Origin of the sequence: [Clostridium] scindens ATCC 35704 (assembly GCF_004295125.1) — a bacterium.
Classification (GTDB): Bacteria; Bacillota; Clostridia; order Lachnospirales; family Lachnospiraceae; genus Clostridium_AP; species Clostridium_AP scindens.
Map to the genome: position 1 here is coordinate 2,148,903 of NZ_CP036170.1, position 21,098 is coordinate 2,170,000.

The 21,098-nt window shown below is 47.8% G+C and carries 21 protein-coding genes; 20 read left to right on the plus strand and 1 reads right to left on the minus strand.

The genetic code is table 11. The features are described from left to right. The first annotated feature begins 5 nt into the window (after positions 1-5). The 15 genes from HDCHBGLK_RS11075 to purD all read left to right on the plus strand — a co-directional run bounded on the left by HDCHBGLK_RS11075 (position 6) and on the right by purD (position 13,820). Entirely contained in the window at positions 6-1,115 is a 1,110-nt protein-coding gene (locus tag HDCHBGLK_RS11075) for a murein hydrolase activator EnvC family protein (protein WP_004605666.1), read from the plus strand. 17 nt (positions 1,116-1,132) lie between these two features. Beyond that, positions 1,133-2,314, plus strand: a complete 1,182-nt coding sequence (locus HDCHBGLK_RS11080) for a S41 family peptidase (protein ID WP_004605667.1) — start codon at positions 1,133-1,135, stop codon at positions 2,312-2,314. A gap of 141 nt (positions 2,315-2,455) precedes the next feature. Then, the gene (locus tag HDCHBGLK_RS11085) at positions 2,456-3,742 is read left to right on the plus strand and encodes a dihydroorotase (RefSeq protein ID WP_039909394.1); all 1,287 of its coding nucleotides are present in this window, start codon (positions 2,456-2,458) and stop codon (positions 3,740-3,742) included. Positions 3,743-3,754: 12 nt separating this feature from the next. Beyond that, positions 3,755-4,684: an orotidine-5'-phosphate decarboxylase gene (gene pyrF / locus HDCHBGLK_RS11090; RefSeq protein WP_004605670.1), complete on the plus strand. Its 930-nt coding sequence runs from the start codon at positions 3,755-3,757 to the stop codon at positions 4,682-4,684. A 34-nt stretch (positions 4,685-4,718) separates the two neighbouring features. Further along, positions 4,719-5,492 carry a dihydroorotate dehydrogenase electron transfer subunit gene (locus HDCHBGLK_RS11095; RefSeq protein ID WP_004605671.1) on the plus strand — a complete coding sequence of 258 codons (774 nt, stop codon included), beginning with the start codon at positions 4,719-4,721 and terminating at the stop codon, positions 5,490-5,492. Next, entirely contained in the window at positions 5,492-6,394 is a 903-nt protein-coding gene (locus HDCHBGLK_RS11100; protein ID WP_004605672.1) for a dihydroorotate dehydrogenase, read from the plus strand. The genes HDCHBGLK_RS11095 and HDCHBGLK_RS11100 overlap by 1 nt, the downstream gene beginning before the upstream one ends. A 71-nt stretch (positions 6,395-6,465) precedes the next feature. Beyond that, the gene (gene pyrE, locus HDCHBGLK_RS11105; protein ID WP_009248681.1) at positions 6,466-7,140 is read left to right on the plus strand and encodes an orotate phosphoribosyltransferase; all 675 of its coding nucleotides are present in this window, start codon (positions 6,466-6,468) and stop codon (positions 7,138-7,140) included. Between the two features lie 14 nt (positions 7,141-7,154). Beyond that, on the plus strand, positions 7,155-7,310 hold the full coding sequence (locus tag HDCHBGLK_RS18815) for a hypothetical protein (protein WP_004605674.1): 156 nt from the start codon (positions 7,155-7,157) through the stop codon (positions 7,308-7,310). Between the two features lie 29 nt (positions 7,311-7,339). Continuing rightward, positions 7,340-7,825 (plus strand): VanZ family protein, encoded by a 486-nt coding sequence (locus HDCHBGLK_RS11110; protein ID WP_004605675.1) that lies wholly within the window; start codon positions 7,340-7,342, stop codon positions 7,823-7,825. Next, entirely contained in the window at positions 7,788-8,183 is a 396-nt protein-coding gene (locus tag HDCHBGLK_RS11115) for a DUF6142 family protein (protein WP_004605676.1), read from the plus strand. Before HDCHBGLK_RS11110 ends, HDCHBGLK_RS11115 begins: the two co-directional genes overlap by 38 nt. Next, positions 8,184-10,232, plus strand: a complete 2,049-nt coding sequence (locus HDCHBGLK_RS11120; protein WP_004605677.1) for an aminopeptidase — start codon at positions 8,184-8,186, stop codon at positions 10,230-10,232. A gap of 75 nt (positions 10,233-10,307) precedes the next feature. Further along, positions 10,308-10,814: a 5-(carboxyamino)imidazole ribonucleotide mutase gene (gene purE, locus HDCHBGLK_RS11125; protein ID WP_039909397.1), complete on the plus strand. Its 507-nt coding sequence runs from the start codon at positions 10,308-10,310 to the stop codon at positions 10,812-10,814. 40 nt (positions 10,815-10,854) lie between these two features. After that, on the plus strand, positions 10,855-11,880 hold the full coding sequence (purM, locus tag HDCHBGLK_RS11130) for a phosphoribosylformylglycinamidine cyclo-ligase (RefSeq protein ID WP_004605679.1): 1,026 nt from the start codon (positions 10,855-10,857) through the stop codon (positions 11,878-11,880). Continuing rightward, positions 11,874-12,500, plus strand: coding sequence for a phosphoribosylglycinamide formyltransferase (purN, locus tag HDCHBGLK_RS11135; RefSeq protein WP_004605680.1), 627 nt, complete (start codon positions 11,874-11,876; stop codon positions 12,498-12,500). The genes purM and purN overlap by 7 nt, the downstream gene beginning before the upstream one ends. Positions 12,501-12,548: 48 nt before the next feature. Then, on the plus strand, positions 12,549-13,820 hold the full coding sequence (purD, locus tag HDCHBGLK_RS11140) for a phosphoribosylamine--glycine ligase (RefSeq protein ID WP_004605681.1): 1,272 nt from the start codon (positions 12,549-12,551) through the stop codon (positions 13,818-13,820). Positions 13,821-13,899: 79 nt separating this feature from the next. Here purD and HDCHBGLK_RS11145 read toward each other — a convergent pair whose 3' ends face one another. Next, positions 13,900-14,757 (minus strand): MurR/RpiR family transcriptional regulator, encoded by an 858-nt coding sequence (locus HDCHBGLK_RS11145; protein ID WP_004605682.1) that lies wholly within the window; start codon positions 14,755-14,757, stop codon positions 13,900-13,902. A gap of 319 nt (positions 14,758-15,076) precedes the next feature. Here HDCHBGLK_RS11145 and ald point away from each other — a divergent pair, with 319 nt between their 5' ends. From ald to radA, 5 genes are all read left to right on the plus strand, one after another. Continuing rightward, positions 15,077-16,192, plus strand: coding sequence for an alanine dehydrogenase (gene ald / locus HDCHBGLK_RS11150; RefSeq protein WP_004605684.1), 1,116 nt, complete (start codon positions 15,077-15,079; stop codon positions 16,190-16,192). Positions 16,193-16,320: 128 nt separating this feature from the next. After that, positions 16,321-16,704 carry a GntR family transcriptional regulator gene (locus HDCHBGLK_RS11155; RefSeq protein WP_009248676.1) on the plus strand — a complete coding sequence of 128 codons (384 nt, stop codon included), beginning with the start codon at positions 16,321-16,323 and terminating at the stop codon, positions 16,702-16,704. Then, positions 16,701-19,139, plus strand: a complete 2,439-nt coding sequence (locus HDCHBGLK_RS11160) for an ATP-dependent Clp protease ATP-binding subunit (RefSeq protein ID WP_004605686.1) — start codon at positions 16,701-16,703, stop codon at positions 19,137-19,139. Before HDCHBGLK_RS11155 ends, HDCHBGLK_RS11160 begins: the two co-directional genes overlap by 4 nt. A gap of 55 nt (positions 19,140-19,194) precedes the next feature. Further along, positions 19,195-19,608, plus strand: coding sequence for a hypothetical protein (locus HDCHBGLK_RS11165; RefSeq protein ID WP_004605687.1), 414 nt, complete (start codon positions 19,195-19,197; stop codon positions 19,606-19,608). An 84-nt stretch (positions 19,609-19,692) separates the two neighbouring features. Further along, a complete protein-coding gene (radA, locus tag HDCHBGLK_RS11170; RefSeq protein ID WP_009248674.1) occupies positions 19,693-21,048 on the plus strand; it encodes a DNA repair protein RadA in 1,356 nt (451 codons plus the stop codon). Positions 21,049-21,098: the final 50 nt, after the last annotated feature.

Here is a 21,098-nt window from a genome sequence, read left to right on the forward strand (position 1 = left end):
TACATATGATACGAGGGAAGAGGTTGATAAGCCTTCTTCTGACGCTTATGCTGTGCTTAGGCCTGGCCATCCAGGTAAATGCGGCTGATCTTAGCGATACGAAGAAAAAGGCGCAGGAACTGGAAGAAAAAAAGAAAGCGGCAGAGGGCGAGAAGGCGTCTCTGGAGGCACAGTTAAGTTCGATCGTCTCGGAGATGGAGGATACCAAGACAAAGATCGACAAGAAAGAGGCCGAGATAACAGAGAAGGAAGACGAGCTGATTCAGGCCAAAGTCGATGAGAACGACCAGTATGAAAGCATGAAGAAGAGAATCAAATATATGTATGAGAACGGCAATTCTCAGTTTATTGAGATCTTGTGCGAGTCTAAAAGCATAGGTGATTTTCTCAACAATGCGGAGTATATTACGACCATTTCTGAATATGACCGGGATATGCTGGTAGAATTCCAGGAGGTCGTAAAGAAGGTGGAAGACCAAGAGGCGGCGCTCAAAGAAGAGTACGCCGAATTAGAGACGATGCAGAACGACCTGATCGCGAAGCAGGATGAAGTATCCGGCCTTATGGCCAGCAAAGAGGACGAGATCAGCAAGTTGGACAGCGAGCTGGGAGACACCAAGGATAAATTGTCCCAGCTGGAGGCGGCAGCGGCAGCTGCGCAGCGTAAGCAGAAAGAAGCGTCCGGAGGCGGAGGCGGTTCAGCTGGTGCGGCTGTGGTTACTGGCAATGGAACTTTTACCCATCCTTGTCCGGGATATTCTTATATATCCAGTCCGTTTGGGTACAGGGAACAGCCTTTGGCAGGCGCAAGCACGAACCATAAAGGCATTGATTACGCGGCGGGAATCGGAACCCCGATCTATGCAGCGGCGGCAGGGACGGTTGTCTCAGCAGGATACAGCGGGAACGCAGGAAAGATGATCGTTATCAACCATGGAAACGGATTGACGACGTATTACATGCATTGCAATGACCTGTATGTAAGCGCGGGACAGTCGGTCAGCAAAGGGCAGAACATTGCGGCTGTAGGAACAACCGGAAATTCTACGGGACCGCATCTTCATTTCCAGGTAAATTTAAATGGCACACCGGTTAATCCGGCAAATTATCTATAAGAACAGGATTTAATTAGATGAAAAACAAAAAAGGGTTTTTGCAGGGGGCGCTTTGCGGCGCCCTTGCTATGTTATTGGTGGCAGGGCTTGTATCCTGCGGGTTAAAAATGAAGGATAGCGGCAGCGGGAAAGACGCTGTCGATGGCAGCACGCAGAAGAAGGTATCGGAATTAAAGGAATTGATTGATCAGAATTATATGGGCGATGTAGATGAAAAGCAATTGGAAGAAGGCATCTACAAAGGCTTTATCAGTGGACTGGATGATCCCTATTCCGTATACTATGACGAGGAAGAGACCAAATCCCTTTATGAGACCACCGAGGGAGAGTATCAGGGAATCGGCGCGGTGCTGAGCCAGAATATGAACACTGGCATCATTACCCTGGTGCAGATTTATGATGATTCTCCTGCGATGAAGGCAGGGCTTAAGGATAACGATATTCTCTACAAAGTAAATGGGGAGGAAGTTACCGGCGTAGAACTGACGGAGGTTGTCTCCCATATTAAGGGGGAAAAAGGTACGACGGTAGAGATGACGGTGCTGCGAGGCGCTGACAATGAAGAAGTGACGGTGACTGCTACCCGGGATACCGTCGAGGCCCAGACGGTCAAGTATCGGATGATGGATGGCCAGATCGGGTATGTGTCAGTCTCTGAATTTGACAGCGTCACCTATGACCAGTACCAGAAGGCTCTTAAAGACTTAGAAGGCCAGGGGATGAAGGGACTGGTAGTGGATCTGCGCAACAATCCCGGAGGCAATCTGAATACCGTCTGCGACATGCTGGATTTGATGCTGCCAAAAGGGCTGATCGTATATACGGAAGACAAGGACGGCAATCGGCAGGAGGCCTCGTCAGATGATGAGAACCAGTTCACGCTGCCGCTGGCAGTATTGGTAAATGGTAATAGCGCCAGCGCTTCCGAAATCTATGCAGGGGCCATTCAGGACTACGGAATCGGCGATATTGTGGGAACCCAGACATACGGAAAGGGCGTGGTACAGCAGATCTTTGACCTGAAGGATGATACCTGCGTGAAGTTGACCATTGCAAAATACTTTACGCCTAAAGGGAGAAGCATTAACGGAAAAGGAATTACCCCCGATGTAGAGGTTGAGTATGAGGCGGATGAGAATAATCCGGAAGCCGACAATCAGCTGGATAAGGCCGTGGAAACGATAAAAAACAAACTGTAAGAGCCAAAAATCCACTGGGAATGCCAAATGGGGCATTCCCTTTTATTATTCCATGTGATAAAATAAACTACAGTATGGAATTCTATGCCCCATGGGGCATGCTGTCATGCCAAGGCAGGGACAGCGGAAAGGAAAGCATATATGACGATATTAATTAAAAATGGACATGTCGTCGATCCGCTTACAAGGATAGACGGAGACTATGATGTGCTGATTGAAGATAACCGAATCAAGAAGGTTGCAGCAATGATAGAAGAAGCGGCAGGGCAGGTCATCGATGCGAAGGGCTGCTATGTCATGCCGGGGTTCATAGACTTGCATGTGCACTTCAGAGATCCGGGCCTGGAATATAAAGAGACCCTCAAGACCGGAGGCGCGGCTGCCGTAAGAGGCGGCGTCACGACGGTGTGTGCTATGCCCAACACCAAGCCCGTCATTGACGATGGAACTAAAGTCAGAGATGTGCATGAAAGGGCAAAAAAGGACTCTCTTACAAATGTGATTCAGATCGGGGCGGTAACAAAAGGGCAGAATGGAAAGGAACTGGCAGACATTGAAGGGATGGCGAAGGAAGGCTGCCATGCCATCAGCGAAGACGGGAAGTCGGTGATGGATGCCTCCCTTTACAGAAAGGGAATGAAGGCTGCCAAAGAATGTGGAATCTCGGTTTTTGCCCATTGCGAGGATATCAACATGGTGGAAGGCGGCGTGATGAACGCGGATGAGAATGCAAGACGTCTGGGAATGAAAGGAATTACCAACTCCGTGGAGGATGTGATCGTGGCAAGAGATATCCTGCTGGCGAAGGAGACCGGCGTGAGGCTTCATCTGTGCCACTGTTCTACAGCGGACAGCGTGGAGATGATCCGCCTGGCCAAGGAAGAGGGGCTGCCGGTTACCGGCGAAGTGTGCCCGCATCATTTTACCTTGTGCACAGATGATATCAAGGAAGATGATGGAAATTATAAGATGAATCCGCCGCTTAGAAGCAAAAAGGATGTGGAAGCATTGAGAAAAGGGCTAACGGACGGCGTTATGGATGTCATAGCTACCGATCATGCCCCCCACTCAGAAGAAGAGAAGAACCAGTCCATGGAAAAGGCATTCTTTGGAATCGTCGGTCTGGAGACGTCTGCGGCGCTGACTTATACGGAATTAGTAAAGCCAGGCATTCTTAGCATCATGGATATGGCGGAAAAGATGAGTTTCAATCCGGCAAGGATCTTGGGACTTGGGGAGAAAGGCTCTGTATCCGAGGGGAAGATTGCGGATATTGTGATCTTTGATCCGGACAAGTCCTACGTCATTGATAAGAATACTTTTGCGTCCAAAGGAAAGAATACGCCGTTTGACGGCTATCCGGCAACAGGGAAGGTAAGGTATACTCTGGTAGATGGCAGAATCGTGTACAAAGATGAGAAAAACTAGGAGGTAGAAGAGTTGATTAACCAGTTGATTGCAAATATAAAAAAGACGGAAGCCCCCATCGTAGTTGGGCTGGATCCAATGTTAAATTATATTCCGGAACAGGTACAGAAGAAAGCCTACGAAGAATTCGGCGAAACGCTTGAGGGGGCAGCGGAAGCAATCTGGCAGTTTAATAAGGAGATCGTAGATAAGACCTATGACCTGATACCGGCGGTAAAGCCGCAGATCGCCATGTATGAACAGTTCGGGATCCCGGGGCTTGCGGCATTTAAAAAGACGGTAGATTACTGTAAGGAAAAAGGTCTGGTCGTCATCGGCGATATCAAGAGAGGCGATATTGGCTCCACATCAGCCGCTTATGCCACAGGACATATCGGCAGGGTCCAGGTAGGGGACAAGGCCTATGCGCCGTTTGATGAGGATTTCGTAACGGTCAATCCGTATCTTGGCTCGGACGGAGTGAATCCGTTCCTGGATGTATGTAAGGAAGAGAAAAAAGGCATATTCGTGCTGGTCAAGACTTCCAATCCTTCCAGCGGAGAGTTCCAGGATCAGTTGATCGATGGCCGCCCGCTCTATGAACTCGTAGGCGAGAAAGTGGCAGCCTGGGGCGAAGAAGTTATGGGAGATGCGTACAGTTATGTGGGCGCCGTTGTAGGGGCAACTTATCCCAAGATGGGAAAGGCGCTCAGAAAGATCATGCCGAAAGCCTATATCCTCGTGCCGGGCTATGGCGCGCAGGGCGGAAAAGGAAAGGATCTGGTACATTTCTTTAATGAAGACGGCCTGGGGGCGATCGTCAATTCCTCCAGGGGAATCATTGCCGCCTATAAGCAGGAGAAGTATCAATCCTTCGGTCCTGAGAACTTTGGGGATGCCTCCAGGGCGGCCGTAAAGGACATGGCAGAGGATATCAAGGGGGCATTGGAGAACCGCGCATAAGCAAAGATCGGATGAAGGGGATAGGAGGACAAAGATGAGCAAGTATAAAGAACAAGCAGTCGTCGTCGCGCAGGAGAGAATCGCGACAGATATCTACAGCCTGTGGATTCAGACGGCGAATATTGCCGCAGAGGCAGGACCGGGACAATTTCTGTCCGTATATACCAGAGATGAGAGCAAGCTGCTTCCCCGTCCCATCAGCATCTGCGAGGTTGATAAGGATAAGAGCTATATCCGGCTGGTATATCGGGTGACCGGAAAGGGAACAGGGACGCAGCAGTTTGCGGCATTGAAGGAAGGCGACCAGGTCGCGGTCATGGGGCCTCTGGGAAATGGCTTCATGACGAATTGTCCGAGGAAGGCATTTCTTATCGGCGGAGGAATTGGAATACCGCCGATGCTGGAACTGGCAAAGCAGTTAGACTGCGAAAAACAGATTATAGCAGGGTACCGGGACGAATTATTCCTGACAGAAGAACTAAAAGAATATGGCAGCGTCTATGTGGCTACGGAAGACGGAAGTTCTGGAACCAAGGGGAATGTACTGGATGCCATCCGTGAAAACGGGCTGGACGCAGAGATTATCTATGCCTGCGGACCGGCGCCAATGCTCCGGGCACTGAAGGCATATGCCGAGGAAAAGAATATTCCATGCTATCTATCTTTGGAAGAACGGATGGCCTGCGGCATCGGCGCTTGTCTTGCATGCGTATGCCAGTCCAAGGAAGTGGATGGCCACAGCCATGTGCATAATAAGCGGGTCTGCAAGGACGGGCCGGTATTCTTGGCTACGGAGGTGGAATTATAATGGATACGAGAATTAATCTTGCTGGCGTAGAACTTAAGAATCCGGTCATGACAGCATCCGGAACCTTTGGATCCGGGGAAGAGTATAGCGAATTCGTAGATCTTAACAGGCTGGGGGCCGTCGTCACCAAAGGCGTGGCCAACGTGCCATGGCCGGGAAATGCTACGCCCAGAATCGCGGAGACAAAATGCGGCATGATGAATGCCATCGGACTGCAGAATCCGGGAATCGACGTATTCTGCCGGCGGGACATCCCGTTCCTTAAGCAGTTTGACACCAGGATTATCGTGAATGTCTGCGGACGGACAACGGAAGATTATTGCGAAGTGGTGGAGCGCCTTGCCGATGAAGCAGTGGATATGCTGGAGATCAACATTTCCTGCCCGAATGTAAAAGAAGGAGGCATTGCTTTCGGACAGAATCCCAAGGCGGTTGAGACAATTACCGCGGAGGTGAAGAAACGGGCCAGACAGCCGGTGATCATGAAACTTAGCCCCAATGTAACAGATATTACAGAGACTGCAAAAGCAGCAGAGGCAGGCGGAGCAGACGTGCTTTCCCTGATCAACACGCTGACAGGGATGAAGATTGACATTCATAAGAGGGCATTTGCCCTGGCCAACAGGACCGGGGGACTCTCGGGACCGGCGATTAAGCCGATTGCCGTCAGAATGGTCTATCAGGTGGGCAATGCGGTGAAGCTTCCTATCATCGGAATGGGCGGAATCGCTACGGCTGAAGATGCAATAGAATTCCTCCTTGCAGGGGCCACGGCGGTTTCCGTGGGAACAGCCAATTTTTTCAATCCTGCCGCAACCATAGAAGTGGCGGAAGGCATCGAGCAGTACATGAAGCAGTATGGATTTGCCCATGTTAAGGATATGATTGGCATTGTTAAATAGTTGAAGAAGTATGCTATAATAACTTGATGCACCATAATCACAGAAGGTGCCATAAAAAGGAGATGTTGACTATGGAACAGTATAAACGGGAATTTATCGAATTCATGATTGACTGCGAAGTATTAAAATTCGGAGACTTTGTTACCAAGAGCGGCAGGAACACGCCATTTTTCGTAAATACAGGATTTTACCGTACAGGAGCGCAGCTACGCAAATTGGGCGAGTACTATGCCAAGGCGATAGAAAGCAAGTTTGGCTTTGACTTTGACGTGCTGTTCGGGCCGGCCTATAAGGGGATTCCGCTGACGGTGGCGACGACGATGGCAATCAGCCAGTTCTATGACAAGGATATCAAGTATTGCTCCAACCGGAAAGAGGTCAAGGACCATGGAGACAAAGGAATCCTTCTTGGAAGCCCCATTGCCGACGGAGACAAGGTTGTAATCATTGAAGACGTGACGACTGCCGGAACCTCCATTCAGGAGACGCTGCCGATCATCAATGCGCAGGGAGACGTAACTGTCGCGGGCCTGGTAGTTTCCGTAGACCGTATGGAGCGGGGACAGGGAGAAAAGAGCGCGCTGGCTGAGATTGAAGAAAAATACGGGCTTAAGACGACGGCTATCGTAACGATGGCGGAAGTGGTAGAACATTTGTACAATAAGCCATATAAAGGAAAAATTATTATTGATGATACATTAAAAGCAGCAATTGACACATATTATAAACAGTATGGCGTGAAATAAGACCAGGAGGGATTATGATGAACGAGAGAGCGTATAAGGCTATGAGTTTTGCCGGGGCAGTCAATATTGCGGTTGGAATTGTGATAGCAGTCGTAGGAGTTGCGGCAGGAGTGCTGGCAATCATCAGTGGAGCACGCTTACTGAGAGAGAAAAAAGGGCTTACTTTCTAAGAAGTCCGGATTGAAAGGGTGCTTGATTTTTGAATTCAAAGAGCAGAAAAAGAATCCGTATTCTCGGAAAGATATTGTTCGTACTGTATATTATATTTATTATTTACTTTCTGATATTTTCCGATTGGTACGGACGCACGGGAGAGATGCAGGAGTACCATTATAATCTTGTGCTTTTTAAAGAAATAAAAAGATTCTGGGAGTATAGAGACCAGGTTGGCATGTTTGCCATGTTTACCAACCTGTTCGGAAACGTAATCATCTTTATGCCGTTTGGATTCTTTATGCCGATGGCCAGCAAATACAGAAGTTTACTCTCGACGGTATTCTACAGTTTCGGTCTAAGCCTCTGCGTAGAGACTTTCCAGCTACTCACAAAGGTAGGAAGTTTTGATGTGGATGACCTTCTGCTCAATACGATTGGGGGACTGGCAGGCTACATCTTATTCGTAATTTGCGCGGCAATAAGGAGAAGACATGTTTATAAAAAGAAAAATAACCACAGAAGAAGATAGGGCAAAAGCCATTGCAAAGACCAGGGAAAAGCAGAGAAAGAAAATGATCAAGACCAAGTATGGCCAGGCGCCTCTTCGGCATTCAAAGAAGGGGATATATTCCTGCTTTTACGGCGTGGTCGTATTTATCCTGCTGGTTCTTATGCTGATCATCGCATTTGCAAGCAAGGGAGAGGTGAATATCCTAATAGGATTCATCGGACTTGGTACGCTGGCGCTATCCTTTATGGGCCTGCTGCTGGGCGTGCGGGGCTTCCGGGAAAGGGATAAGAATTACATAACGTGCAAGGTGGGAATTGGTGCCAATGCGGCCTTCCTCCTTGGACTGACTGCAATATTCATCAGGGGGCTGTTTTAAATGATAGAAGAAAGATATGAATTGGCAATTGGACGTATCCGTGAAATAGAAAAAGAGAGCACGGTTGGCAGTGAATTTCGGGATTATTTCCACGAGATGGCAGGATTTGCCATCATGATAGACGAACTGCGGACAGAACTTCAAAGCGGCAGATACCAGGCGCTGGAATTAGAAGAACTTAAGGAATGGAACCACAGGCTGTATCAGGATATTCTTCCGGATCGGTATGAGGCCAGTTATGGGAATCCCTCTTATGCCGTGAACCGGTGCGGGAAGGACTACGGCTTAGCCTTAAGCTTTCTGTATGCGGAACTTAGGGGAGCCATTGCCTATACATTCGAGCAGAAAACGGAATATCTGGATATTCTATTTGAACTTCTGGTCGAAGTATACAATCAATTTGAAGAAGAGCCATATCCGGCGATTGAAAGTATAAAGGAGACTATATATTGGTATGCCAGCGATTATTGCGACGTATTCGTCGCAGACCGGATCCGGGAGCAGATTGACCCGGATGAAACCTTTGCCGCAGGCATCATTATGGACAGCGACCTTGACGATATAAGATACCTGTACCAGTTCGGCGAGTATATAAGCGAGAATGAACTTCAGACGGCCAGGCATCTGATGAAACTGGATGACGCGGTCATAAAGAGGATGGCCGATGTCTACACGGAAGGATATCGGATCGGGTTTGTGAATACCGGAAAGGATCTGTCAAGGAAGTCCGCGGTTAATATCCGCTATGTCCTTGGATTTGAGCGGGTCATTAAAAAAGCCATTGCTAATTTTGAGAAGATGGGGCTTAAGCCGGTGATCTACCGTTCTGGCGTAAGCGTCCTGACCAAAAGGCAGCATCTAAAGATTGGGTATTTTGGGGCGGTCGCGAATAAGCAGTATGAGTATGACCATAGGAATGACCAGGCGCTGTTTCTGGATAAAAAGTTCCTGGAACGGAAGCTGGAAGTCGTCAAGACTACGTATGAGAGTTGTAAGGAGTTGGCTGCCGGGTTTGCCGGCCCCGCCTGCATTGAGATGTTTGGAGAAGAGCCTTTTGCGCCCGAGCAGAAGGAAGACGTATTGAAACTGTCCGAAAAGCAGGAGGAGCTTGTTCTGCTCTTCGACAGCCGCCAGAGTCAGATTACCAACGAGTATATCCGGGGGGATGAGAGAAGTTTTACTATCGTGGCTTATCCGGTCCCGGAGATTGGCGAGAGGTATGAAGAGATCTTCGATGAGATTATCCGAATCAATACGCTGGACGCCGGGACCTATGAGAAAGTACAGCAGACGCTGATCGATGCCCTTGATCAGGGAGAATATGTCCATATTCTCGGAGATAATGGCAATCGGACGGATCTGAAGGTCCAGTTGTATCCGTTAAAGGATCCGCAGAAAGAGACAATATTTGAAAACTGCGTAGCAGATGTAAATATTCCAGTGGGAGAAGTCTTTACTTCTCCGGTGCTGGAAGGAACCAGCGGGTTGCTCCATGTAAGCAAGGTCTATCTGAATGAACTACAGTATAAGGATCTGGAAATCACATTTGCCAATGGAATGATCGCGGATTATAACTGCGGGAATTTTGACCGGGAACTGGAGAATAAGGAATACATCCATGATAATATTCTCCATAAGCATCCGACCCTGCCGCTTGGAGAGTTTGCGATCGGTACGAATACGACCGCGTATGTGGCGGCACGAAAGTACGGGATTGAAGAGAAGATGCCTATTCTGATTGCGGAGAAGATGGGTCCCCACTTTGCGGTGGGCGATACCTGCTATAGCTGGAGCGAGAATATCAAAGTATATAATCCCAATGGGAAAGAGATTGTAGCCCGGGATAATTCCGTGTCCATCCAGCGCAAGGAAGATGTGTCCAAGGCATATTTCTACTGCCATACGGATATTACCATTCCTTATGAGGAATTAAAGAGTATTACGGTCGTGACGAAGTCAGGAGAGGAAATCGCTCTTCTTGAAAATGGAAGATTTGTCCTTCCGGGAACGGAGATTCTCAATGAACCGTTGAAAAATGCAGATAAATAATGTATCATGAACCCATAGTGCCGGAAGCCGGGATAGCGCGGATCCGGGGCAGTTATACGAGAAAGGATGAAGATTATGCCAAAAGTAGGAATTGTGATGGGCAGCGACTCTGATCTGAAAGTAATGAGCAAAGCTGCAGCAATGCTGGAAAAATTAGGAATTGACTATGAGATGACAATTATCTCTGCACACAGAGAACCAGATGTGTTCTTTGAATGGGCAAAGGCAGCAGAAGGAAAGGGAATTAAGGTAATTATCGCAGGAGCAGGAATGGCAGCGCATCTTCCTGGAATGTGCGCCGCATTATTCCCGATGCCGGTAGTCGGCGTGCCGATGTCAGGCAAGAACCTGGGAGGAGAAGACGCGCTGTTTTCAATCGTGCAGATGCCGCCTGGAATTCCGGTTGCGACCGTAGCGATTGACGGAGGCATGAATGCGGCGATTCTGGCAGCAAAGATCCTGGCTACCTCTGATGAGGAACTCTTAGGCAGATTAAAAGAATATTCCAAAGAGATGAAAGAGACTGTCCAGGCGAAGGCTGCAAGACTGGATGAGATCGGCTATGAGGAATACCTGAAATAAAAGAATAGAATGATGAAAACAATATACAAGGAGATATGTTATGGATTATAAAAATGCAGGTGTAGATATTGAGGCTGGCTACAAGTCAGTGGAACTTATGAAAGAGCATATAAAACAGACTATGAGGCCGGAAGTCCTGACGAATATCGGAGGGTTCTCAGGAGCTTTTTCCATGGAGGCGTTTAAGAATATGGAGAAGCCTACGCTGGTATCCGGAACAGACGGCGTTGGAACAAAGTTAAAACTGGCATTTATTATGGACAAGCATGATACGATCGGTATCGACTGCGTGGCCATGTGCGTAAATGATATTGCATGTGCAGGCGGTGAGCCATTATTCTTCCTTGACTATATTGCGTGTGGAAAGAACGAGCCCGAGAAGATCGCGACCATCGTGAGCGGCGTTGCCGACGGATGCGTGCAGTCGGACGCGGCCCTGATCGGCGGGGAGACGGCTGAGATGCCAGGATTCTATCCGGAAGACGAATACGATCTTGCCGGATTTGCAGTTGGCGTGGTAGATGAGAAAGACCTGATTACAGGGAAGGAATTAAGGCCAGAAGATGTGCTGATTGGCATGGCTTCTTCCGGCGTGCACAGCAATGGATTCTCCCTTGTCCGCAAAGTCTTTGAGATGACGGCAGAGTCGCTGAATACATATTATGACGAACTGGGAACTACCCTTGGGGAGGCGCTGCTTGCACCGACCAAGATCTATGTAAAGGCATTGAAAAGCGTGAAGGCAGCAGGCGTGAAGATTAAGGCCTGCAGCCATATTACAGGCGGCGGCTTCTATGAGAATATCCCAAGAATGCTCTGCGATGGAGTATGCGCGGTCGTTGAAAAGGACAGTTATCCAATACCGGCAATCTTTAAGATGCTTGCAAGGGAAGGCCAAATTGAAGAGCATGCTATGTATAATACCTATAACATGGGCATCGGCATGATGGTTGCTGTTGATCCGGCAGATGTGGATAAGACCATGGACGCTATGAAGGCGGCAGGAGAGCAGCCATATGTGGTGGGACGCATCAAAGCAGGAGAAAAGGGAGTTACGTTATGCTAAATGTGGTCGTGCTGGTATCTGGAGGCGGTACAAATCTGCAGGCAATCATTGATGCCATAGAATCCGGAACCATTACCAATACAAAGATTATCGGAGTGATCAGTAACAATAAGAAGTCCTATGCACTGGAAAGAGCCAGGAACCATGGAATCGAGAATCTTTGCATATCTCCGAAGGACTATGAAACCAGGGCGGTCTTCAACGAAAAGTTCATGGAAGCGGTAGATGGAATGAATCCGGACCTGATCGTGCTGGCTGGATTCCTAGTTGTCATACCGCCAAAGATGATTGAAAAGTACAGGAATCGGATTATCAATATCCATCCATCCCTGATCCCTTCCTTCTGTGGTACCGGGTATTATGGGCTGAAAGTGCATGAGGCGGCGCTTAAGCGCGGCGTGAAAGTGGCGGGGGCGACCGTTCATTTTGTGGATGAGGGAACCGATACAGGCCCGATCATTCTGCAGCAGGCAGTGGAGGTCCAAAACACAGATACACCGGAAGTGCTTCAAAGGCGCGTGATGGAACAGGCGGAATGGAAGATACTTCCGAAGGCAATCGATCTGATTGCCAATGGGAAGGTGACGGTGACGGATGGCATGGCCAGGGTCACAGACTAAGCAAACGAGATAAGAAGAATAGAATGATTCATACATAGGAGGTCCGAAATGAAGGTTTTGATTGTCGGAAGCGGCGGAAGAGAGCATGCGATCGCATACTGTGTCGCAAAGAGCGAGAAGGTAGATAAAATTTACTGCACCCCGGGTAACGCCGGTATTGCAGAATATGCACAGTGCGCTCCCATTGGAGCAATGGAATTTGACAAAATTGTAGCATTTGCCAGGGAAAAAGAGATTGATCTTGTAATCGTGGGAATGGATGATCCGCTGGTAGGCGGCCTGGTAGATGAACTGGAGGCGGCAGGAATCCGCGCATTCGGACCCAGGAAGAACGCGGCAATCCTGGAAGGTTCCAAAGCATTTTCCAAGGACTTGATGAAGAAGTACAATATTCCAACGGCTGCATATGAGAATTTTACGGATCCGCAGAAGGCCCTTGCATATCTTGAGACAGCCAAATTCCCCATTGTCCTGAAGGCGGACGGACTGGCGCTGGGAAAAGGCGTGCTTATCTGCAGCACCCTGGAAGAGGCCAGAGAAGGCGTAAAGACGATTATGCTGGATAAGAAGTTTGGCTCTGCAGGCAATGAGATGGTCATCGAAGAATTCATGACAGGCCGCGAAGTATCCGTCCTATCCTTTGTAGACGGCAATACGATCAAGACCATGACATCCGCCCAGGATCACAAGCGGGCAGGCGATGGAGACACGGGGCTTAACACTGGCGGCATGGGAACATTTTCTCCCAGCCCGTTCTATACGAAAGAGGTAGAGGAATTCTGCAACAAATATGTGTATCAGGCAACCGTGGATGCGATGAAGGCAGAAGGAAGGCCTTTTAAGGGCGTCATCTTCTTTGGGCTGATGCTGACAGAGGAAGGGCCGAAAGTCCTGGAATACAATGCAAGATTCGGAGATCCGGAAGCCCAGGTGGTCCTTCCGAGAATGAAGAATGATATTATTGAAGTTGTGGAAGCCTGCATTGACGGAACGCTGGATCAGGTTGACCTGGAGTTTGAGGACAATGCAGCCGTGTGCGTCGTCCTGGCCAGCGATGGATATCCGGTGGAGTACAAGAAAGGACTTCCAATCTCAGGCCTTGAGGAATTCGAGAAGCATGAGGGATACTACTGCTTCCATGCCGGAACCAAGTTTGATGGAGACCGGATCGTGACGAATGGAGGACGCGTGCTTGGCGTGACCGCCAAAGGGAAAGATCTGAAGGAAGCAAGAGAAAATGCTTATGCAGCGACACAGTGGGTGCAGTTCGATAACAAATATATGCGTCATGATATCGGCAAAGCGATAGACGAGGCGTAAGATATGGATCATAAATAGATGCAAGAGGGCAGGCGAGTTTTTCGCCTGCCCTCTTGCTGCATGAAAGAAAAACAGAAGACTAGTAGTTACCCAACTCGGCCAGATAGCGGTCGATCTTCTTTAATCTTTTTTCGATCCCTTTCACCTTGTGGCTGATGGTATCAAGAAGCGCTTCTGCAACAAACTGAGGGCCTGTCAGTGAATTGAAGAATGCGTTGCTGTCTACCGGAACTGTGAAGAGAGTGGTGGCATACTGTGCCAGAAGCGCGCTTGGCTTGTCTGTAATTACGATGATATTGGCTTTGGCTTCCTGCGCCATTCTGGCAGTAATCTTATCAATAGAAGAATATCTTGGAAAACTGAACATAATCAGGCAGTCATCCCTGGATATGTTACATATATGGTCAATAGGGCTGATGGCGGAACTGCTGGCTGATTCTACATTTGGTACCATATGCTTCAGATATAGCAGAAAATAGTCGCCCAGGCATGAGTTGCCTCTGGAAGCCACAATGTATTTGCGCTTGCTTGATATGATAGTGTCGGCAGCTTCTTCGAACGTTGCGGGAGCGTTATGGACCAGGGCGGACTCCAGATTTTTAGCCGCGTTTTTAAAATGCCGATTAATATAATCGGAGTTGCTTTCGAGTTTTGCCCTTTTTACCACCCGCTGTGCCGGTACCGTGATGGTACTGGAGATGCTTAGCACCTTATCTTGATAATCTTTTCTCAAAGATTTCTGGAAATCCATGAATCCGCTAAAGCCCAGCGACCGGCTGAAACGGATGACGGATGACTCGCTCACCCCCAATTTCATAGCTATCTCGGTGGATGTCATGAAGCAAGCATCAGCCGAATTGTCTAAGACATACTGGCCAATCATCTTTTGCGTTTTCGTTAAATTGGCACTATGGATGGTTTCTCTCAATTCTTTCATATGTTTACCTCCGGCAGAACAGGAATATGAAAATTCCCCTCTCTTAATTTATAATTAGATTTAATCATGAAATGAGGAAATATGCAAGTGCAATTGTGAATACAATTGACATATTATTAACACAATTAAAAGTTTTTGTGAAAAAAATAACTTTTATTGAATAATATAGACGGGTGTGTTAGTATAATTTTAGAGACAAATGAATAATATTCTTCACAAAGCAAGAACGGTGAAAAATATTGTTCATTCAAAGTCATGTGCCGGAACGAACGGCAGGCAAAATATAATTATTTAATTACAAACTAGGAGGTAAATTAAAGTGAAAGTAGGATGCGTAAAAGAGATTAAAAACAACGAATTCCGTGTAGGTATGACACCTGATAATGTTAAGAGTTATTCAAACGCAGGCCACGAAGTTTATATCGAGAAAGGTGCTGGACTTGGATCTGGATTTACAGATGAAGAGTATGTAGAAGCTGGCGCAAAGATGATCGATACTGCAAAAGAAGTATGGGATACAGTTGAGATGATGATCAAGGTTAAAGAGCCATTGCCAGAGGAGTATCCATTATTCCACGAAGGATTGATCCTTTATACATATCTTCACCTTGCAGCTGATAAGCCGCAGACAGATGCACTCTTAAACGGAAAAGTAAAGGGTGTTGCATACGAGACATTGATCGAGAGAAACGGAAGCATTCCTCTTCTTGCTCCAATGAGCCAGATCGCTGGACGTCTTAGTATCCAGGAAGGTGCTAAGTACTTAGAGAAGACATACGGCGGCGAAGGCGTTCTTCTTGCCGGAGTACCAGGAACACCGAAGGCTAACATCGTTATCCTTGGCGGCGGATCTGTTGGAACAAACGCTTGCAAGATTGCTGTAGGTATGGGCGCTAACGTAACGATCATGGATATCAATCTTCAGAGACTGGCATATCTTGATGACATCTTTGGGGCTCGTATCCAGACATTGGTATCCAACGATGCAAATATCGAGAGAGCAGTTAAAGAAGCTGACCTTGTTATCGGCTGCGTGCTGATTCCAGGAAAAGCTGCTCCGAAGATCTTCAAGAAGAAATATCTCAAAGAGATGAAGCCAGGCGCTGTATTTGTAGACGTTGCTGTTGACCAGGGCGGATGCGGCGAGACAACAAAGGTTACCTATCATGATGATCCGATCTTCATCGAAGAAGGCGTTGTTCACTATTGTGTAGGAAATATGCCGGGAGCAGTTCCGAGAACTTCTACGATCGCTCTGACAAACGCTACATTAAGCTATGGCCTTCAGATCGCAGGCAAAGGCTTAGAGCAGGCTTGCAAGGACAATGACGTTCTATACTCTGCAATCAACACATATGATGGAAAACTTACCTGCAAGAACGTAGCAGATAGTTTCGATTGCTATGAGTATGCAGATGTTAAAGGTCTGTTTTAATTAATTCGACAATTTCCAAACTTAATTCCTTCAAAGTTGCGAAAGGGGCTTACAATTTAGGTTGTAAGCTCCTTTTAGTTGTGTTATATTATGTGTATAACACAACGAATGATGGAAAAGGTGATATTATGCTGATAGAGATTGATTTTAACAGTGATGAGGCGTTATATGTCCAATTGCAGAACCAGATTATTATGGGAATTGCCATGGATATTATCCGGGAGGGCGACGCGCTTCCATCCGTAAGGCAGATGGCTGACACTGTTGGCATCAATATGCATACGGTAAATAAGGCATATACGATTTTGAAACAGGAAGGATTTATCCAGCTGGACAGAAGGAAGGGAGCGGTCATTGCCATTGATGTGGATAAGGCCAGGGCGCTTCTGGAGATGAAGGAACAGCTTCGGATACTGCTTGCAAAAGGAAGCTGCAAGGATATTTCCAGAGAAGAGGTACATGCTTTGGTAGATGAGATATTTGACGAGTATAGAAAGGGAAAGACACAATGAATTATACGGAACAGGCAAATGATGTTTTGAGAATTGCGAAGAATATTGCAAAAGAATTAGATCATCCTTATGTAGGAACAGAACACCTGCTTCTAGGCTTGAGAAAAGTCTATACCGGAATCGCGGGCCAGGTGCTGGCCATAAGCGGAGTTGATGAAGAAAAGATATTAAAAGTAGTGGATGAACTGGTATCCCCGGTGGGAAGCGTTGCGCTTGCCCATAACCCGGAGATCAGCCCGAGGCTTGCATATATTCTGGAAGAGAGCAAGGCAGAAGCCTTGCGGTTCCAGTCTAATCAGATTGGGACGGAGCATATGCTTCTTTCGCTGCTGCATGAGACGGACTGCGTGGCCACGAGAATTCTGCTGACTTTGAATATCAGCCTTCAGAAGTTATATCAGGATATCCTATCTGTCCTTGGCGTGGATCCGAAGGAGTATCAGGAGGAACTGCTGCAGGAGTCCGGCAAGAAGAAGGAAGGGGTTGCACAGCAGTATGGCACGGATCTGACCGCTCAGGCAAAAGAAGGAAAACTGGATCCTGTCATTGGACGGGAAGAAGAGATTGGCAGACTGATGCAGGTATTAAGCCGGAGGACGAAGAACAATCCCTGCCTGGTAGGCGAGCCGGGGGTTGGTAAGACAGCAGTGATTGAAGGGCTTGCAGCTAAGATCGCATCCGGAATTGTTCCGGAAGGCATGAAGGATAAGAGAATCCTGACTATGGATCTGGCCGGTATGATTGCCGGTTCTAAGTATCGCGGAGAATTCGAGGAAAGGATGAAGAAGTTGATCCATGAAGTAAAGGCCGCGGGAAATATCATTCTGTTTCTTGACGAGGTTCATACGATTATAGGCGCTGGAGGCGCAGAAGGTGCTATCGATGCATCGAATATATTAAAGCCATCTCTCGCAAGAGGCGAGATTCAGTTGATTGGAGCCACCACGATTGTAGAGTATCGCAAGTATATCGAGAAGGATGCCGCATTGGAGCGACGTTTTCAGCCGATTACGGTGGAAGAGCCTACCCAGGAGCATTGCCTGAACATACTCAAAGGCCTGCGGGCAAGATATGAGGCTCACCATCATGTACAGATAGAAGAGGAAGCGCTTGAGGCGGCGGTAAAGCTTTCCAGCCGCTATATTAATGACAGGTTCCTGCCGGATAAGGCGATTGACGTACTGGATGAGGCGTGCTCTAAAGTAAGCTTAAGAGGCTTTAGGGTGCCGGATGGCATCTTCGCCCTGGAAGAATCGGTGACCGAACTGTCGAAAGAGATTGAGGAGGAGATCTGCCAGGGAAATATGACGGAGGCATCCTTGTTAAGAAAAGAACGGGATGAGGCGGCAAAAAAACTAGAGCAGATTAAGAAGCGTTTCCATAAAAGGAATGAAGACAGGACAGTGGCGGTTACGGAAGAAGATATTGCCGGCGTAGTATCCCAGTGGACGAAGATTCCGGTGCAGAAGTTGGCAGAATCAGAAAGCGCCAGACTCAATAAACTGGAACAGACGCTTCATAAGAGAGTTGTCGGACAGGAAGAAGCAGTATCCGCGGTGGCCAAAGCAATCAAAAGAGGAAGGGTCGGGCTCAAGGATCCCAAGCGTCCCATTGGATCGTTTTTGTTCCTTGGTCCTACTGGCGTTGGAAAGACAGAACTATCCAAGGCGCTGGCAGAGGCTTTGTTTGGAAATGAAGATGCCATGATCCGGGTTGACATGTCAGAGTATATGGAGAAGCACAGCGTGGCCAAGATGATAGGCTCTCCTCCGGGATATGTGGGCCATGATGATGGAGGCCAGTTAAGTGAGCAGGTGAGACGGCATCCTTATTCTGTCATCCTGTTTGACGAGATTGAAAAGGCGCATCCGGATGTATTCAACATCCTGCTGCAAGTGCTGGATGATGGCCATATAACCGATTCCCAGGGAAGGAAAGTGGACTTTCGCAATACGGTGATTATTATGACGTCCAATGCAGGCGCCCAGGCAATTATTGATCCGAAAAAACTGGGATTCAATGCTAAGGAAGATGCTGCAGGGGATTACAAGCGGATGAAGAGCAACGTTATGAATGAGATCAAGTTGATCTTCCGGCCGGAATTCCTCAACAGGATTGATGAGATCCTGGTATTCCATCCGCTTGATAAGGAGCAGATGAGGAAGATTGTCAGCATGATGTGCAGAGAACTTGCCAGACGCGCCAAAGACCAGCTGGGTATTAAGCTGGATATCAGGGATTCTGTAAAGAGTCATATTGTTGAAACGGGCACAGATAAGAAGTATGGCGCCCGTCCGCTCAGAAGGGCCGTCCAGAACCAGCTGGAGGATAAACTTGCAGAAGCACTCTTAAGCGGAGAGATTACAAGGGATTCTGAAGTGGCGGTCGGAATGTCTAAAAAAGAAATAAAATTTATTCCAAGGACTACAAATTAAAATTGATTTGATATATAATAGGGATACAAAAGAAGAACCTTAGGAGGAAAAAATAATGGCAGCAGTGAAAGACCTATTGAAAGCGGAAGTTGATGGCACGCTTAGTTTTGGGGACTACACACTAGAGAATAAGACAAAACTGGATGGTTTTGAATTTCAGGGAGATTTATATAAAGTAAAGACTTTTGCTGAGATTACAAAGTTGGAAAAGAACGGCATGTTTGTATATGAGTCTGTGCCGGGAACGGCGGTTGAAAACTTTAAGGCGACGGAAGACATAGTAACATTCAAGGTATCTGGCATGAAAGATGCTCAGTTTACTCTGGAATTGGAAGCAGACAGCGAATATGTCGTATACATGGATGATGTGAATGTAGGCGATATGAAGACCAATTTAAGCGGCAAGTTAAGCGTAAGTACGGAACTGGAGCCAAATCAATCCGTAGAGGTAAAGGTTGTAAAGAAGTAGCAGAATATGAGAATAAAGTCAGAAGGGCTGCAGATAGCAGCCCTTCTTTCAGCATAGGCGATAGCGATCGTAAGGAGATGAATGATGGCAAAGGCAAAAAAAAGCGTATTCTTCTGCCAGAATTGCGGGCATGAAGAAAGCAAGTGGCTGGGACAGTGCCCAGCGTGCAAAGAATGGAATACTTTTGTTGAAGAGAAGGTGACATCTGTAAAGGCTGGAACCGTGCGGGATAAGAAGGAAGCTCAGATCGTAGCTTTGTCGAGCGTGGAGACGGATGAAGATGAACGCATGATGACGGAAATGGCAGAGCTTGACCGGGTGCTTGGAGGAGGAATCGTACCGGGCTCTCTGGTGCTGGTCGGAGGCGATCCTGGAATCGGAAAGTCTACGCTTCTTCTGCAGGTCTGCCAGAGGCTGGCTGCTATGAATAAGAAGATATTATATATATCGGGAGAGGAATCTTTAAAGCAGATCAAGCTTAGGGCAAACCGGATGGGGGATTTCTCCCATACCCTTTTTCTTCTGTGCGAGACGAATCTGGATATGATACGCAACGTAATCGAGCAGCAGACGCCGGACATGGTGGTGATCGATTCGATTCAGACTATGTATAACGAAGAGGTGGGGTCAGCGCCAGGAAGCGTGTCGCAGGTCAGAGAGTCTACGAATATCTTGATGCAGCTGGCTAAAGGACTAGGCATATCCATCTTTATCGTAGGACATGTAACTAAAGAGGGCACGGTTGCGGGCCCCAGGGTATTGGAACATATGGTGGATACAGTGCTCTACTTTGAGGGAGACCGGCATGCGTCCTACCGTATTCTCAGGGCGGTTAAGAACCGCTTTGGCTCGACCAATGAAATAGGAGTCTTTGAAATGCAGAAAAGAGGCCTCGTGGAAGTAGAGAACCCTTCGGAATTCATGCTGAGTGGCAGGCCGGAACATGCATCCGGCTCCGTAGTGGCATGTGCAATGGAAGGAACACGTCCGATGCTGATGGAGATTCAGGCATTGGTTTGCAAAAGCAGCTTCGGCATGCCCAGAAGGACGGCGGCAGGCTTAGACTATAACCGCGTCAACCTGCTGATGGCAGTATTGGAAAAAAGGGCAGGATTGCCGCTGTCCAGTTATGATGCCTACGTAAATATTGCCGGTGGCATCCGGATGAATGAGCCGGCAGCGGATCTGGGAATTGTGATGGCTATAGCGTCCAGTTATAAGAATAAGCCGGTGTCAGAAGATGCTATTGTTTTTGGAGAAGTAGGACTGAGCGGGGAAGTAAGGGCTGTTACCATGCCGGAGCAGAGGGTCGCGGAGGCTAAGAAACTAGGATTTAAGACCTGTATTCTCCCGGAAGTATCGGTGAAAGGGCTTGGGCAGGTTGAAGGAATCGAGGTTATAGGAGTCAGATCTGTAAACCAGGCGATGAATCTGTTATAAAAGGAGTAGGCTTGCTGTTTCGACAAATTTCTTACAAAATCAAGATATGG